The sequence below is a fragment of the Alteromonas sp. D210916BOD_24 genome, from assembly GCF_047159385.1.
Taxonomy (GTDB): Bacteria; Pseudomonadota; Gammaproteobacteria; order Enterobacterales; family Alteromonadaceae; genus Alteromonas.
Genome location: NZ_AP038333.1, coordinates 3,856,384 through 3,872,422 on the forward strand (window position 1 = coordinate 3,856,384; position 16,039 = coordinate 3,872,422).

Below are 16,039 nucleotides of genomic sequence, written 5' to 3' on the forward strand. Positions count from 1 at the left end.
TGACTAAAATAAAGGTGGGATAGTATACAATTTGTCAGGCATAGTATGTAGGTGTAAAGGGTGAAAAAACGTCACGAATACGCCCTTTGTGCCAATTCATTACAAGGAATCACGCGTTAATGGTGTCAGAACAACAAAATCGCTGCGGTTGGGTCAGTAGCGACCCTATTTATCAAACTTACCATGATGAAGAATGGGGAATACCGGTTACCGATAGTAGAGCGCTTTTTGCCAAACTGTGTTTAGATGGTCAGCAAGCGGGCTTGTCATGGATAACTATCCTTAAAAAGCAGCAAAATTACGAAAATGCATTTTATCAATTTAATCCAGAAAAAGTGGCATGCATGACCGGTGCTGATGTTGATAGGCTTATGTTAGATAAAGGAATTGTTCGTAATAGACTTAAAATTGAATCTGTTATTCGCAACGCGAAAGGCTTTCTCGGAATAGAAGAACAGGGATCGTTCAGTGACTTTTTATGGCAGTTCACCGATGGCAAAACAGTCGTTAATGCATGGCAGCACTATAAACAGGCGCCGACTTCCAGTGAGGCGTCTCGCGCTATGTCTAAAGCTCTAAAAAAACAGGGTTTTAATTTTGTGGGTGAAACCATTTGCTACGCGTTTATGCAAGCCGTAGGTATGGTCAACGATCACGAAGTAGGGTGCCATTGTTATGAAAAAGCGTTAGAGAAAGCCATTAAATAACCCCGTGATTGTAAACCTTTATAGAAAGCCTTGTCTTAGTAAGCGGCTATTCTTGTTAAGCTTATAGCGAAATCGAAAGTAAATGGCATAGGGTAAAAGCTCATTGCAACGTTCAGTGAAGCAGTGAGCTTGTGTGCTATTTTATCAGTGACATGCAATATGCTTGCAGGGCAGGCAGTTCTGACAGCACTTTAGATTCGTGCTCAGACTCAATTTGTTCTCGCGCCTTATCTTGTTTTCTCCGTTCACTTTTGGTGAGCTGCTGACGCGCTTCAAGAATAGCAAATCCACTGACTTCCACGAATAATGTATGAATGTGAGGGTAGTGATCTTTATAACTAGGGGGCGCAGCGAGTGGCAATGCATTAAGCAAATTGACTATGCGTATAACCCCTTCAGAGAGCTCGCACTGTTGCTGATCCATTGCCTTAGCGATAAGAATTATGCTCTCAGTGATGTTTGCTATTCGCGTTTCTCTTGCAGCTTGTTGTCTATCTTTCTGTTGTTTTAATAAAAACAACAACTTACCTGCGTAAAAACCTAAACCAAGAATAATTAAAAGTGCAATGCCTGCTAATACTGCCCAAAGCATAACTCTTCCTACATCGTTAAATTAGTGCTTAAAGTCATCAATATTAATCGCGTCTAAATCTTTAAACGGATCGATATCTTCTTCTTCATCGTCTTCATCAACAATGCCCAGTAGATCACACAGAATGCGGTGACGGGCCATCTTCTCATCAACATACGCCTGTTGCTCACGTGTCAGTGATTTTCCTTCATCAAGCTTATCGAGTAAATCAGACAAACGTTGATCTGCTTCTAACGCCGCTAGCTCTTGAGCCGGAGTCGCGTACTTTTTCTTTTCAGTTGCAGTGGGGGTTACCGCCTTAACCAACTGAATAGGCTTTTTACTGCCTAAGCGAGGATCTTTTTTCTCTGTACTTTTTTTACCAGATACTTTTTTCTGCTCAACGTTGTGGCGGCTACCTGCAGGCTTACCTTTGTGCTTTTTAGGTCGAGGTGAGTCTGACTTGCGGTTTTCGCTAGGTTTAAAGTCTGGATCTTTTCGAACGCCGATAAGGCCGACTTTACGAGTTTTCTTTGAACGTGCCATAGTTTCCAATTAAAAAAAGAGAATGAAAAAACACCGCTATTATAGCGCGATTTGATGCGGGCGTATCGATCTTTGGGTTAAACATAGAAAATCAAGGCCCCTTTTACCTATGAACGCAATATTATTGTAAAAGTTGGCGTTGCTAAATTATGCGATTATGCGGTGCCTTGGTGCATATCACCCATGTCATTGCGGTTTTATCATTATTGCAATGTCATTGGTAGGAAAGGTGACAGTAAAGCCAGCTTTGGCTGCTAAATAGCGAAAGGTCGCTTCACTGAAAAAACTGACATGAGTGGGGTCGTTTTTGTAGTGCCATTGAACAAACCGGGATTTATCGATGACCCGCTTTGTCATAATGATAAGTATACCGTTGACAGATAAAAGTTTGCTTAATAGCGCCCACTCTTTGTGTGGCTGATGAAAGTGCTCGATAGCTTCAGTACAGGTAATAACATCGTATGCGCCTTCTAGTACATCGGGATGATTGGCATAAAATGGGTCATAAGTGCACATTGAAATACCCAAATTTTCCAGCATATTTGCCAGTACAGGCGCGGGGCCACAACCAAAATCCAAGCCTCTTAATACTTCATTATCGCGGTGAATGATATGCGCTGAAAGTGGGGCTAAAACCTTTCCTAAGAACTTTCGGTAACCTTCGTCTTCAAAACTATTTTCATGTAAATCGTATTCCTGCTTTTCTTGTGTAAGTGAAGGTAAAAAGGGAGGAGAGACGAATACAAGTTCACACTCTAGACATTGCAAATAATGCCGCTTTTTGTCACTGGCATAGTCGAGAATAGATTGAGTGTTTTTACAGAGCGGGCAATGCATAACAAGATTGAATTGATAAAGTGGAGTTAGAAAAATTGAGAAATCCAAAAAGAAAAAGGTGATAGCTGACGCCATCACCTTACTTTGTATGAGTGTCAGATGACACCTCTCCCGTTATACACATCTATGTGTAGATTGCTTCCCTAGCTGTGCTCCCCTTATTTTTATTATTAGCAGAGCGATATTTTTGTTGTTGGCCTTCTTGGCGCTTTATCCCGTCTTCCATGCTGCATTTTTATTATTATTCTTGTTATTTAGCTTGTAGCTTTTCAAAGGCACCTACAAACTACGCCGTTAGATTACACGAATATTTTCAAAATACAACTTTTTCGGTAACAAAAAATTAACAAAGAGAGCTAATTTGTTAAAGAATTAATGTAAGCCCGCGATATAATTAGATAAAACTTCGATATCTTCATCTGTTAATTTCATCGCAATATCGCGCATCATACCGTTCATATCATTGTGGCGTTGGCCTGAACGGAATGCTTTCAATTGTGAAGCGGTGTATGTTGCATGCTGACCACTGATATCAGGGAAGCCAGCCAGACCCATACCGTCTCCTTTGGGACCATGACAAGCAATACAGGCTGTTAAGCCGCGAGACTCATCACCACCTTGATAAAGTGCTCTGCCTGCTTCAACGTATTGCTCTGGGGTTTCGCCTGGCTTCGCGTCTTGGCTGGAAAAATAAGCAGCTAGGTCTTTCATGTCTTGCTCTGAAAGTGGGACTGCCATGCCATTCATTACAGCGTTGTTACGCCCTTCTTCGCCACCAGTTTGAGAAGCTAACTTAAATTCAGTAAGTTGCTTAACAATATATTTTTCGTGTTGACCAGCCAGTTTAGGGTTCATGTCAATCATGCTGTTGCCATCAGGGCCATGACAGGCTGCACATACTGCCGACTTCGCTTTACCTGCCTCGGCATCACCTTCTGCCATAGCAGTTGCGCTTAAACCTAAAGACATACATACCAACAAACACAATTTTTTCATAATAAATCTCTTAAATGGATCCAACGGCTCGCGTGATATACGTGATATCATGCGTATTTTACACATTTAACGCGTCAGAAAAACCTATTCCATGATAAAACTATGGTTTTTAGTTGGTTTATTTATTAAAAAACTGTAAACCGAAGGTTGTGACGCATGTGGAGATTAGTCTAGATGTCGTATTACACCAAAGCAAAATTCTTTACCAGTGCACCTGATATTCGTCATTTAAAAGACGATACAGGCATTGAAGTGGCGTTTGCAGGTCGCTCAAATGCAGGTAAATCAAGCGCGTTAAACACGTTAACACGCCAAAAGAATCTGGCGCGTACCAGTAAAACACCAGGGCGCACGCAACTTATCAATGTTTTCGAGTTAGAAGAAAACTTGAGGTTGGTAGACTTACCCGGATACGGATTTGCCAAGGTTCCCGTCGCAATGAAAAAGAAGTGGCAAGCATCACTTGGCGAGTACCTTCAAAAGCGCAAGTCACTAAAAGGGTTAGTGGTCTTAATGGATATTCGTCACCCCTTTAAAGATTTGGATCAGGATCTTATTCACTGGGCAGTCGATTCCAATATTCCTGTTCTAGCGCTGCTGACTAAAGCGGATAAATTAAAAAGCGGCAAACGCAAAGCACAACTGTTGATGGCCCGTGAAGCCGCATTAGCATTTATGGGTGATGTTACAGTTCAAACTTTCTCATCGTTAAATAAACATGGACTACCAGAGCTGGAGCGTGTGCTAGATGGGTGGTTCGGTTTAGATAAAGCGCCAACTGAAGCGCAGGGTGACGGCGAAGTGTAAGTGAAGAGTTGTCGCTAGCGCATGACAAAAAAGAACGCCTCGCATAGTGCGAGGCGTGAACTGAGAGAAAACACATAAAAACCGAATATATAGAGTGTTGTGATACAGAGAAGTTCAACAAAAATGAAAAAATATGACGCTTAGTTTTTAAGTTATTGATATTTAATAGTATTAGTTTTGTTTTTGACATAAAAAAACCCCGACAAAACTGTCGGGGTTAAAGCAAAGGTTTGAAAACAGCTTTCTCACCTCTGTACCCTACATTTGTAATATTACAACAAAGTGGGGAAAAGGCAAGGAAGGTTTGTAATTTAATTACCAAATTTGATAATTAAATGACGCAATTTCACTTAAAGCTGTAATCTAATTACCAAATTAGTGCGCTTCGTCCCAATTGTCTCCCACGCCAGCTTCTACCACTAATGGCACATTCAGTGTTGCTGCATTTTCCATGAGGGAAGTAATGGTAGCCACGTGCTCAGTCACTTTGTCTGCTTTTATTTCAAATACCAGTTCATCGTGTACCTGCATCATCATGGTAACGTCCTCAGACGCGTATTTGGCAATCCACTCATCAACTTTGATCATGGCCATCTTGATGATATCTGCCGCAGTGCCTTGCATTGGGGCATTGATCGCTGCCCGTTCTGCTCCCTTGCGGCGGGCACCATTGCTGGCTTTGATATCCGGTAAATACAAACGTCGCCCAAATACCGTTTCTACATATCCTTTTTCCTTTGCACCTTCACGGGTGGTATCCATATATGCTAGCACCCCTGGATAGCGTTCAAAGTAGAGGTCCATGTACTTTTGTGCTTCATTTCGAGGAATATTGAGCTGTTTAGAAAGCCCAAAGGCGCTCATACCGTAGATAAGTCCGAAATTAATAGCTTTTGCACTGCGGCGTTGTTCTGTTGTTACCTCTTCAAGTGCAACACCAAATACTTCGGCAGCGGTGGCTTTATGGATATCTTTACCGTGAGCGAAAGCGTCCAGCAAACCCTTGTCTCCGGAAAGATGAGCCATTATTCGCAATTCGATCTGTGAGTAGTCGGCGGCAACAATCTTGTTACCCTCTCTTGGGATAAACGCTTGTCGTACTCGACGACCTTCCTCGTTTCTAATGGGAATGTTTTGCAAATTTGGATCGGTAGAGGACAACCTTCCCGTCGCGGTCACTGCTTGGTGATATGACGTGTGGACTCGTCCTGTACGATGATTGATCATCTTGGGTAATTTGTCAGTGTAGGTATTCTTGAGTTTTGTTAACCCGCGATATTCCATGATCTTTTGTGGTAGCGAATATTCTAAGGCAAGCTCTTGAAGCACATCTTCTGACGTTGAAGGTGCGCCTTTGGGAGTCTTTTTGATCACGGGCAACGACATTTTGTCGAATAGAATATGCTGAAGTTGCTTGGTCGACCCAAGATTAAAGGGCTCACCAGCTTCTTCGTGTACATCCTTTTCCAACTCTGCAATACGCGTGGCCAGATCCTGACTTTGCTGACGAAGCTTTTGGCTGTCGATAAGTACACCTTCCTGTTCCATTCTTGACAATACACAGGCGAGGGGGACTTCGACATCGATAAGTAGACGGTTGAGCTCGGGAATATCCTTCAACTTTTCCCAAATAACCTGATGGAGTCGCAACGTAATATCCGCATCTTCTGCTGCGTAAGGGCCCGCTTCGTCTAAAGAAATTTGATTGAAAGTGAGCTGCTTAGCGCCTTTCCCTGCAATTTCTTCAAAATGGATAGTTTTATGCCCCAGATAGGCAAGGGCGAGTGAGTCCATATCATGGCGTTGAGCTGTACTGTTTAACACATAGCTTTCTAGCATAGTGTCAAAGCCGATACCGTTGAGCGTAATATCGTAATTGGCCAATACATTCTTGTCGTACTTAATGTGTTGACCTACTTTAATTATATCCTGTGACTCCAAGATAGGTTTTAGGGCTGCCAGTACGTCCTCCCGAGCAAGTTGTGTGGGAGCGTCGGGATAATCGTGAGCAACAGGAACATAAGCGGCCTTTCCTGGTTCAATGCAAAAAGACACACCAACAAGTTCCGCTTCCATATAATTTAAACTGGTAGTTTCAGTATCAAATGCAAAAAGCTCTGCGGCTTCAAGTAGTGCAATCCACTCTTTAAAACGCTTATCATCAAGTACGGTTTCATACTGAGATTTGTCAATAGATTGTGGTGTTGACGATTGGCCTTCAGTATTTGAAGAGGAGGTATCGTTATTTCCACTGTCAGTGGAGGGCGAAGAAGTGCTTATATCACCTGAAAGCAATGCGCTGACTTCTGTATGCCAGCGTTTAAATTCATATTCTGCAAACAGATCGCGAAGTTGTTCGTTATCGGCTTGTGAAGGCGTTAGCGTTTCCACATCATAATCTAATTCTAGATCAATACTGATTGTCGCCAGCGTATAAGACAGCCGCGCTTGCTCTTCAAATTCTTGCATTTTAGTCGCCATTGATTTGCTGCCCCTAAACGACAAATCAGCGATTTTATCTAAGTTCTGATAAATGGCATCAATCCCACCAATGCCATTTAGTAGTGCTTGGGCGCTTTTATCACCTACACCTGGTACACCTGGAATGTTGTCGACTTTGTCGCCTTTAAGTGCAAGGAAATCGATGACAAGTTCTGGTGGGATCCCAAATTTAGTATTTACACCTTCTACGTCCATGATCTGATTGGTCATTGTATTAATTAGCGTGACATGTTTATTGACAAGCTGAGCCATGTCTTTGTCACCTGTGCTAATTAACGTCTCGATGCCTCTTTCTGTAGCATGTCTGGCTAGCGTGCCAATAACATCGTCAGCTTCTACACCCGGCTCTACGATGACTGGAAGCCCCATTGCTTTGATGATGGTGTGAAGAGGCTCGATCTGACTTCTAAGCTCTTCTGGCATAGGGGGGCGATGGGCTTTGTATTCTTTGTAAATATCATCGCGGAAAGTTTTACCTTTCGCGTCAAAAATAACAGCCATATGGGTAGGGTGATACTGCTTGATCAAACTTTTAAGCATGTTCACTACGCCATAAATTGCGCCAGTGTCTTGTCCTTTTGAATTGGTTAAAGGCGGCAGACCGTGAAAGGCCCTAAAGAGATATGAGGATCCATCGACAAGAATAAATGGAGGCTTTTTAGAATCAGGCATAAAAGGCGGTTTTCCAAAGTACAATATGAGCGCAAGGATGCCACAGCCAAGGGGAGATCGCCATATGGAGGTCGAAGATTACTACCTCTGAATAGGGGGAAATGAGTTGTGGATAACTTTGTGATCTAAAATGCTGGGTACAGAGATCTAAATGATCCATAACAGTTTTGCGATCATCTCTGAAATCAAGAAAAATAAGGGAATGCGACTTAGGTGTGAAAACAGCATACCTGCTACTCACCATTCCTTTTTATGTGGATAACTTGGTGTACGTTTATTTTTGGTTTAACCAAGTTGGTCAAGTAATGTAGCATAACCATTTGCAAAGTATACATGGTTTATTAAGAACTTTTTTTGACCAGTTGAATGTTTAATAGCCAAAATTTGAATAAGTAGATGGTATGCCGTCTGGGAGGGCAATATGAAGCAAGTAGCAGTAATTTTAAGTGGTAGCGGTGTGTATGATGGTGCTGAATTGCACGAAGCAGTGTTAACGCTTCTTGCGATAGAAAAAGCTGGCGCTGCATATCAATGCTTTGCACCTGATATAGCGCAACTGCATGTTGTTAATCACCTAACTGGAGAAGTCGCTGAGGGCGAAACGCGCAATGTTTTAGTAGAGTCAGCACGAATTGCAAGGGGCAATATTAAGCCAGTTACTGAGTGTGATGTTAATGCTTTTGATGTCCTTATCGTACCAGGCGGCTTTGGTGTAGCTAAAAACTTGTGTACTTTTGCAGTTGATGGCGATAAGTGCACCTTTAATAATGACGTGCTTAGCGTGTGCAAGTCATTTGCCCGCAATAAGAAGCCCGCAGCCTACGCCTGCATAGCACCTGCGCTAGCCGCTAAAGTATACGGTAACCATGTCAAACTGACGATTGGAAACGACGACGCTACGGCGAACGGATTAAATGCACTGGGCGCTACTCATGTGAATTGTGTCGTAGACGATGTGGTTGTCGATAACGAACGCAAACTTGTCACCACTCCAGCCTATATGCTTGCTGAAAATATCTCACAGGCGCATGACAGTATCAGTAAGATGGTCAATACCGTTTTAGCAATGAAATAAACATTTTACATAAATGGGATTTAATGAATTAACGTAAATATTGTGGGGAGACAAAGGTTTCCCCACCTTGATTATAGTCCTATAATCAAAATCCTATACGCGATGTAAATAGACCAACTCGCTAGGCAAGGTTAGCGCACTTATTCAATTCAGTGTGTGATAGGTTATTTACAGGCACACCAAAAACTGCGCCATTATAAAAAGAAAGGCAACACCAACTATGCACTACCGTGCCATCATTCGAATACTCGGGCTACTTATTGCGCTGTTCAGCGTTACCATGATCCCGCCCGCCATTGTTTCGTTATTGTATGAAGATGGCAGTGGTCTTCCGTTTACCTTGGCATTTATTTTATGTGTGATAGGCGGTATGGTCCTGTGGTATCCCAATAGGGCAGAAAAAAATGACTTGAGGGCGCGAGAAGGCTTTCTCATTGTCGCGTTGTTTTGGACAGTACTTGCCAGTGTGGGCGCCATTCCGCTTATCTTGCTTGAGCAACCCAGTATGTCGGTAACAGACGCCTTTTTTGAGTCCTTTTCAGGCCTGACTACGACTGGCGCAACGGTAATTGAAGGTATCGACTTTCTCCCTCATTCTGTACAGTTCTATCGCCAACAGCTGCAGTGGTTAGGTGGGATGGGTATCATTGTTTTGGCGGTTGCGATTTTGCCTATCTTAGGAGTAGGGGGGATGCAGCTTTATCGCGCTGAAACGCCCGGGCCGGTGAAAGACAATAAAATGACCCCGCGTATTGCTGATACCGCGAAACATCTTTGGTATATCTACCTTTCTATTACCATTGCATGTGCGGGGGCCTATTGGCTTGCAGGAATGAATGTATTCGATGCTATTTGCCATGCGTTTTCTACCGTGGCAATTGGTGGTTTCTCGAATCACGATGCGAGCTTAGGCTATTTTAACAGCCCAATGGTAAATATTATTTGTACTGTATTTTTGTTGATCGCCGCGCTTAATTTCTCACTTCACTATGCTGCGGTAAGTTCACGTACGGTGAAAGGTTATTTTAATGATCCTGAATTTAAAGCGTTCTTTATCATTCAGGCATCGTTGATTGGCATTTGTTTTCTGGTTCTTACCTTATCAGGCTATTACAGTTCAGCGGAACAAGCACTCGACCAGGCTATGATCCAAGCCGTTTCAATAAGTACTACAGCGGGTTTTGCTACTACCGACTTTTCAGTTTGGCCCACTTTCTTGCCTATCATCTTGATCTTTTCAAGTTTTATTGGCGGGTGTGCAGGCTCTACTGGTGGAGGTTTAAAAGTTGTCAGGATTTGCCTGCTCTTTCTTCAAGGAAAACGGGAAGTTGACCGCCTCATTCATCCAAAAGCGGTATACAGCGTAAAATTTGGTGATAGAGCAATGCCAGATAAAGTGGTTGAGGCTGTGTGGGGGTTCTTCTCAGCCTACGCCGTGGTATTTGTAATTATCATGATTGGCTTGATTGCGACTGGGCTTGATAATTTAAGTGCCTTTACCGCCACTGCAGCAATGCTTAACAACCTCGGTCCTGGTCTAGGTAGCGTAGCGGCAAACTATGCAGATGTGACTGATTCAGGGAAATGGATATTGGTAGTCGCGATGGTATTCGGTCGGTTAGAGGTATTCTCGTTGTTGGTACTCTTTTCACCCACCTTTTGGCGAAGCTAGCCCTCTACAGCGTTATTGCACAGAAACGCAAGTAGCAGTTAAAACGCTGTTGTCTGTGCTTCTTCGCTTGAGGGCAGAGTTGCAATTCATTTACCCAAAAAAGAACGCACTGGGTTGGAAGAGCTTTTCTACGTCATTAATGTATTTTTTATCCACTAAGAACAAGATAACGTGATCGTTGGCTTCAATCTTGGTGTCTTTATGGGCAATAATCACTTGGTCGTCACGTACAATTGCGCCAATGGTGGTACCAGGGGGCAATTTAATATCTATAATTTGTTTGCCTACCACCTTTGATGTGTTTTCGTCACCGTGAGCGATGGCTTCAATAGCTTCTGCCGCTCCTCGGCGCAGTGAATATACGTTTACAATATCTCCTCGGCGAACGTGAGTAAGCAACGCTGAAATGGTTGCTTGTTGGGGAGAAAAAGCGATATCTATTTCCCCGCCTTGAACTAAGTCTACATATGCACTGCGCTGTATGAGCACCATGGCTTTTTGTGCGCCCATACGTTTAGCCAACATGGCCGACATGATATTGGCTTCATCGTCGTTAGTCACAGCTATAAACGCATCAACCTGTTCAACATTTTCTTCGCTAAGCAGTTCAGGATCAGATGCATCGCCACTAAATACAATTGTTTTATCCAAGTGGGCTGAGAGGTATTTTGCGCGTTCTGGACTGTATTCAATAAGTTTTACGTTGTGATTGTGCTCAAGTTGTTTTGCCAACCCAGCGCCAATAAGACCACCACCCGCTATCATTATTCGCTTGTAACTGGATTCGAGCTTTTGTAGCTCACTCATTACCGCGCGAATGTGTTTGGTTGCTGCAATAAAGAATACTTCATCGTCGGCTTCGATAACCGTAGTGCCCAATGGGCGAATGGGGCGCCCTCGGCGATAGATAGCGGCTACACGGGTCTCCACGTTTGGCATGTGATCTTTAAGCGCAGACAACGCATGACCAACTAGCAGACCGCCGTAGTAGGCTTTTACTGCAACCAGGCTGGCTTTCCCATCGGCAAATTCTACTACCTGCAACGCCCCAGGATAATCAATGAGTCGCTTAATTGCTTTGGTGACAAGTTGTTCCGGCGCAATAATGTGATCAACAGGTATATCCTGTTGCTTGTAAAGTTGTTCTTGGTAAATGATGTACTGCTCAGAACGAACCCGAGCAATTTTGGTGGGCGTTTTAAATAAGCTATATGCCACCTGACACGCAAGCATATTACTTTCATCACTATTGGTAACGGCAATGAGCATGTCAGCGTCTTCAGCACCGGCTTTTCGCAGTACGTCAGGATGAGAGCCGACACCGGTAACGACTTGTAAGTCCAATCTATCCTGTAAGGCGCGAAGAATGTTTGGATCCGAATCGATTACGGTTATCTCGTTATTTTCACCGACTAAATTCTCTGCGAGGGTTCCACCCACTTGTCCTGCACCCAAAATGATGATCTTCATCGTGATTTTATGCCTTGCTATTTATTGTAATGCACGCCTAATCAGCAGCTAAAAAGCGCTTATTACCATGTCATTCAAACACTTTTGTCCGACTTTACCAGCCTCGCATAATAGAAACCATCCATTTGTGCTTCACCTGGAAGTATTTGACGTCCTGGAGATTCACGGGTTTCAGTTTTAATCACAGGAAGTAATTGTGCGTCAGGAGTATCGTTTAAAAACTGGCTTATCTGCAGTTTATTTTCTTGCGGCAATATTGAGCAGGTAGCGTACAACAAAGTGCCACCAGGTTTTAACGTTGCCCACAGGGCGTCGAGAATATCTCGCTGCAACGTGGCGAGCTTGTCGATATCACTGGCTTTGCGTAACCAGCGGATATCTGGGTGCCTGCGAATAACCCCTGTAGCTGAACACGGTGCATCGAGGAGGATCTTGTCAAAAGGTACACCGTCCCACCATGTGGATGGATTAGCAGCATCACCCTGTTTGATATCGACGCTGTGTTTTAAGCGGATCATATTTTCTTTCACTCGCTTGAGGCGACTTTCATCGGCATCTAAAGCGAGTAGATAGTCCAGTTGTGGAGTGACTTCAGCTATATGACCAGTTTTACCGCCTGGAGCCGCGCAACAATCGAGTACGCGATCACCCGGTTGAGCGCCCAATAAGTGAGCGGCTAACTGAGCTGCACCATCCTGCACCGCGAAATAGCCCTTCTCGAAACCGGGTAATGCTGTAATTTCTTGTCGTTGTTCGAGTATTAAACCATCGGGATGAGACGTACTAAGGGTATAGCCTACCTGTGCCTCGTCCAACAATTGGGTGTAGCTGCTAAGGCTAATTTGCTGGCGGTTTACACGAAGCCAAATAGGCGCCATAGCATTTGTCGCCTCGCGCACAGCTTCGGCCTTGTCAGCGTAGCTTTGCTCGATGGCGTTATAAAGCCATTTGGGTAAACCACTTTCAATAATCGGGTTGTCTATTGGCTTATCGCCAACGTTATCTCTTTGGAAATTGCGTAATACAGCGTTGACCAGCCCTTTTAAACCAGCACCTCCTAAGTAGGAGGCTGCCGCGACGGTCTCTCCTACGGCGGCGTGCTGACTCACTCTGGAAAATTGTAACTGATAAAGTCCCAATAGTATTAAGTGTTCAATAACCTTTTTATTTCCCTTTAACGGCCTATCTAAAAGGGTTCTAAGCCAATACTGCAAAAGCGGCAAGCGACGCATGACCCCTAAAGACATTTCCTGGATCCACCCATTGTCACGGGCATTATGACGTCTTTGAACACGCTCTAAACACTCACGAGAAGACTTACCTTGTTCAAGTATTTGGTAAATAACCCATGCACAATCGGCGCGTAAATTTTTCTGCTTAGGAAGGGGGAATGGATTCACGAATTGTTCACTTGTGTCAGGCTGCGACCTACTTCAAACCACGTTTGACGGGCGTTGATTACATCCGCTGCAGGTAGTGCTTTTTTACCGGGAATTTGCAGTACGGTTATACGTAATGCCTGTTTACCCGTTGCTACAGTAATGCCTTCTTTGTTTGCTCTGACAATAGTCCCTGGCTTTGCCTGCTGGTCAAGGGGAACGACTTCAGCAGCCCAAACTTTTACATTTTGATCGTCGACCTTCATCCATGCAACAGGCCACGGATTAAACGCGCGAATGTTTCTCTCGATTTGCTCAGCGTCATCCTGCCAATTAATAAGCGCTTCCTCTTTTGACAGCTTTTTAGCATAGCTAGCTAGCGTATCGTCTTGTTTTTGAGGGGGATAATTTTCAATATTGTCGAGTACTTCAACCAAGGCTTCAGGCCCCAGCTCTGCCAGTTTGTCATAGAGCGTAGCGCTAGTGTCACTGGGCGTTATAGGTAGCGTGGCTACATGTAGCATATCGCCAGTATCTAACCCCTCATCCATTTGCATGATAGTGACACCTGTTTGGGTATCACCGGCCCAAATCGACCGTTGGATTGGCGCGGCACCGCGCCATTTGGGCAAAATTGAACCATGCACGTTAATACAACCCAACTTTGGGGCGTTAAGCACGGCGGTAGGGAGCAGCAGGCCATAGGCAACAACAACCATTATATCGGCATGAAGTGCGGCAAGGGTTTCTTGCGCGTCTTCATTTTTTAATGATTCAGGTTGGAAAACAGGGATTTGATGTTGCTCGGCGAGCACTTTGACAGGACTCGCTGTTAACTTCTTTCCTCGACCTGCTGGTCTGTCTGGTTGCGTGTACACGGCAACAATGTCATGGTTACTGGTAAGCAACGCTGACAGGTGTTTTGCGGCGAAGTCAGGCGTGCCAGCAAATATTACTTTAAGGGGAGCTGTCACAATGTTCCTTACGCTTTAGCGGCTAATCGCGCTTCTTTTTCAAGCTTCTTTCGAATGCGTTGACGCTTCAGGGGAGAAAGGTAATCAATGAAAAGCTTACCTTTTAAATGGTCTAGTTCATGCTGGATGCAAATAGCCAATAGACCGACAGCATCAAGTTCAAAAGACTTTCCATTTTCATCAAGCGCGCTCACAGTAATAGATTCTGCACGCTCTACTTTGGCGTAGTTGCCGGGAACAGATAAGCAGCCTTCTTCACTAATGGTTACGCCTTCTTTACGGGTTATTTCAGGGTTAATGAATACGCGTGGCTCGTCCTGATCTTCCGACACGTCCATGACAACAACCTGTACATGGCGATTAACCTGCGTAGCAGCAAGGCCAATACCTTTCTCATCCTTCATGGTTTCGAACATGTCCGACACCAATTGTTTGATTTCGTCATTCACCTCTTCGACCGGCTTAGCTACCGTGCGAAGGCGTTCATCGGGAAAACTTAATACGTCTAAAATTGCCATTACTCGCTTACTTCACCTTTTCGCTGTATAAATTCATATACGATCTAATTACCAGCACACTTTACAGTGCGTGTTAAGTTACTATTCTAACGTATATCACGGGCTTTCGCGCAGTTTTTTAAGCGAAAGCTTCTTCAATACCAGATTATATCTATATGGCGTTATTGTCTGAAAAAGCAACAATTAAAGACAGTGAATTTTTTACAGGTGGCTGATTTGAATAAACGATTAGAATACGTATGCCGAGTTGTGATGCTATCCATTTGTCTTCTATTGACGCTGCCAGGAGCCGCGGTGGAAATTAAAGACACAGCGCCCCAGTCTTATGTTGTGAAAAACGGCGATACGTTGTGGGGGATTGCCAATCTCTTTCTGGATGAGCCTTGGCTATGGCCTGAGTTATGGCGAACCAACACGCAAATCGCTAACCCTCATTTAATATATCCAGGTGATATTATTGTCGTCAGTATCGTTAATGGCAAAGCTACGCTTTCCATTAAGCGGGATAAACCAAAATTAGTCCTATCACCGACAATTGGGAAAAGGGAAAAGTCTGTTCCTATCAATATTTTGGCGTGGAATGCTATTGCGCCTTTTACTAAACAACATACTTTCCTATCGCAGGAAGCATACGATGCATTGCCTCAAGTTCTCGGAAATCATGAGGGAAACATTCGTTTTGCTTCTGATGATTTTGTTCTAAGTCAACCAAGTTTCAGTCCTCAAAGCCAGTATCAGATAGTCAGGAAGCACGCTACGATAAAAGACCTAAATGAGAAAGTCCTTGGCGTGCAAGTAACACATATATCCTCAGCTTCAGTGATAACTAACGCGCGTCAGGACGATGCGATGCTTTTGTTCATCGACGAAGCGAATCAAGAAGCCAAGCGAGGCGATAAAATCGCAAGCGGGGGATTTGAGTTTCCAGAGAGCATTGAATTGGTTCCCGCAACAACACAGCGTGGAGCCATTGTTGGTGATTTACACGATCACGACCTTCTCGGTAAATACGATGTGGCCATTCTCGATTTAGGGAAGGAAGACGTACATCCTGGTATGGTGTTGGGCATATATCTACAAGGCCCTGCCATTATCGATGATGGTGCTCCCCGTTACGTTGATGAACCCGGTGTACAATACGGTGGAGAATGGTTTACAGATACGGTCGCTCAACCCGCGATGAAAGTAGGGGAAGTGATCATCATTAAAACCTTTCAAGCGGCAAGCTATGGATTGATCACACGATCTAATGAAGGGATAAAGCGTGGCTTCATCGTAGCGCACCCCTAACGAAACATTGTGTGTTGCTGCTA

Annotated in this window: 14 protein-coding genes; 5 read left to right on the forward strand and 9 right to left on the reverse strand. The window is 44.0% G+C overall.

The genetic code is table 11. The features are described 5' to 3' along the window. Positions 1-119: 119 nt before the first annotated feature. Entirely contained in the window at positions 120-707 is a 588-nt protein-coding gene (locus ACMCM8_RS16785; RefSeq protein WP_412723724.1) for a DNA-3-methyladenine glycosylase I, read from the forward strand. 136 nt (positions 708-843) lie between these two features. Here the strand turns inward: ACMCM8_RS16785 and ACMCM8_RS16790 are convergent, their stop codons facing one another. The 4 genes from ACMCM8_RS16790 to ACMCM8_RS16805 all read right to left on the reverse strand — a co-directional run bounded on the left by ACMCM8_RS16790 (position 844) and on the right by ACMCM8_RS16805 (position 3,657). Continuing rightward, entirely contained in the window at positions 844-1,299 is a 456-nt protein-coding gene (locus ACMCM8_RS16790; RefSeq protein ID WP_412723725.1) for a DUF2489 domain-containing protein, read from the reverse strand. A 21-nt stretch (positions 1,300-1,320) separates the two neighbouring features. Further along, positions 1,321-1,824 carry a Der GTPase-activating protein YihI gene (yihI, locus tag ACMCM8_RS16795; RefSeq protein WP_412723726.1) on the reverse strand — a complete coding sequence of 168 codons (504 nt, stop codon included), beginning with the start codon at positions 1,822-1,824 and terminating at the stop codon, positions 1,321-1,323. A 186-nt stretch (positions 1,825-2,010) separates the two neighbouring features. Continuing rightward, positions 2,011-2,736, reverse strand: a complete 726-nt coding sequence (locus ACMCM8_RS16800; protein WP_412723727.1) for a class I SAM-dependent methyltransferase — start codon at positions 2,734-2,736, stop codon at positions 2,011-2,013. Between the two features lie 297 nt (positions 2,737-3,033). Beyond that, positions 3,034-3,657: a c-type cytochrome gene (locus ACMCM8_RS16805; RefSeq protein WP_412723728.1), complete on the reverse strand. Its 624-nt coding sequence runs from the start codon at positions 3,655-3,657 to the stop codon at positions 3,034-3,036. 174 nt (positions 3,658-3,831) lie between these two features. Between ACMCM8_RS16805 and yihA the strand changes: the two genes are divergently transcribed. Further along, complete coding sequence (gene yihA / locus ACMCM8_RS16810) at positions 3,832-4,464, forward strand: ribosome biogenesis GTP-binding protein YihA/YsxC (RefSeq protein ID WP_412723729.1); 633 nt, start codon at positions 3,832-3,834, stop codon at positions 4,462-4,464. Between the two features lie 375 nt (positions 4,465-4,839). On the opposite strand, the gene polA is transcribed toward yihA, so the two are convergent. Beyond that, entirely contained in the window at positions 4,840-7,638 is a 2,799-nt protein-coding gene (polA, locus tag ACMCM8_RS16815; protein WP_412723730.1) for a DNA polymerase I, read from the reverse strand. 421 nt (positions 7,639-8,059) lie between these two features. Here polA and elbB point away from each other — a divergent pair, with 421 nt between their 5' ends. Together elbB and ACMCM8_RS16825 are read left to right on the forward strand one after the other, a co-directional pair. Beyond that, positions 8,060-8,713: an isoprenoid biosynthesis glyoxalase ElbB gene (elbB, locus tag ACMCM8_RS16820; RefSeq protein WP_412723731.1), complete on the forward strand. Its 654-nt coding sequence runs from the start codon at positions 8,060-8,062 to the stop codon at positions 8,711-8,713. A 220-nt stretch (positions 8,714-8,933) separates the two neighbouring features. Continuing rightward, positions 8,934-10,385 carry a TrkH family potassium uptake protein gene (locus ACMCM8_RS16825; RefSeq protein WP_412723732.1) on the forward strand — a complete coding sequence of 484 codons (1,452 nt, stop codon included), beginning with the start codon at positions 8,934-8,936 and terminating at the stop codon, positions 10,383-10,385. A 90-nt stretch (positions 10,386-10,475) separates the two neighbouring features. Here the strand turns inward: ACMCM8_RS16825 and trkA are convergent, their stop codons facing one another. The 4 genes from trkA to def form a co-directional block, all read right to left on the reverse strand. Beyond that, the gene (gene trkA / locus ACMCM8_RS16830) at positions 10,476-11,855 is read right to left on the reverse strand and encodes a Trk system potassium transporter TrkA (protein ID WP_412723733.1); all 1,380 of its coding nucleotides are present in this window, start codon (positions 11,853-11,855) and stop codon (positions 10,476-10,478) included. Between the two features lie 74 nt (positions 11,856-11,929). After that, positions 11,930-13,255, reverse strand: a complete 1,326-nt coding sequence (gene rsmB / locus ACMCM8_RS16835) for a 16S rRNA (cytosine(967)-C(5))-methyltransferase RsmB (RefSeq protein ID WP_412723734.1) — start codon at positions 13,253-13,255, stop codon at positions 11,930-11,932. Continuing rightward, positions 13,252-14,208, reverse strand: a complete 957-nt coding sequence (gene fmt, locus ACMCM8_RS16840) for a methionyl-tRNA formyltransferase (RefSeq protein WP_412723735.1) — start codon at positions 14,206-14,208, stop codon at positions 13,252-13,254. The genes rsmB and fmt overlap by 4 nt, the downstream gene beginning before the upstream one ends. A gap of 8 nt (positions 14,209-14,216) precedes the next feature. After that, on the reverse strand, positions 14,217-14,726 hold the full coding sequence (def, locus tag ACMCM8_RS16845; RefSeq protein ID WP_412723736.1) for a peptide deformylase: 510 nt from the start codon (positions 14,724-14,726) through the stop codon (positions 14,217-14,219). Between the two features lie 207 nt (positions 14,727-14,933). Between def and ACMCM8_RS16850 the strand changes: the two genes are divergently transcribed. Continuing rightward, the gene (locus ACMCM8_RS16850; protein ID WP_412723737.1) at positions 14,934-16,016 is read left to right on the forward strand and encodes a LysM peptidoglycan-binding domain-containing protein; all 1,083 of its coding nucleotides are present in this window, start codon (positions 14,934-14,936) and stop codon (positions 16,014-16,016) included. Positions 16,017-16,039 lie beyond the last annotated feature (23 nt).

Coding starts and splice junctions, on each gene's coding strand:
- yihI (WP_412723726.1), bottom strand. CDS start 1,824: ATGGCACGTTCAAAGAAAACTCGTAAAGTCGGCCTTATCGGCGTTCGA.
- ACMCM8_RS16825 (WP_412723732.1), top strand. CDS start 8,934: ATGCACTACCGTGCCATCATTCGAATACTCGGGCTACTTATTGCGCTG.
- def (WP_412723736.1), bottom strand. CDS start 14,726: ATGGCAATTTTAGACGTATTAAGTTTTCCCGATGAACGCCTTCGCACG.
- trkA (WP_412723733.1), bottom strand. CDS start 11,855: ATGAAGATCATCATTTTGGGTGCAGGACAAGTGGGTGGAACCCTCGCA.
- yihA (WP_412723729.1), top strand. CDS start 3,832: ATGTCGTATTACACCAAAGCAAAATTCTTTACCAGTGCACCTGATATT.
- ACMCM8_RS16785 (WP_412723724.1), top strand. CDS start 120: ATGGTGTCAGAACAACAAAATCGCTGCGGTTGGGTCAGTAGCGACCCT.
- ACMCM8_RS16790 (WP_412723725.1), bottom strand. CDS start 1,299: ATGCTTTGGGCAGTATTAGCAGGCATTGCACTTTTAATTATTCTTGGT.
- polA (WP_412723730.1), bottom strand. CDS start 7,638: ATGCCTGATTCTAAAAAGCCTCCATTTATTCTTGTCGATGGATCCTCA.
- ACMCM8_RS16800 (WP_412723727.1), bottom strand. CDS start 2,736: ATGGCGTCAGCTATCACCTTTTTCTTTTTGGATTTCTCAATTTTTCTA.
- ACMCM8_RS16805 (WP_412723728.1), bottom strand. CDS start 3,657: ATGAAAAAATTGTGTTTGTTGGTATGTATGTCTTTAGGTTTAAGCGCA.
- elbB (WP_412723731.1), top strand. CDS start 8,060: ATGAAGCAAGTAGCAGTAATTTTAAGTGGTAGCGGTGTGTATGATGGT.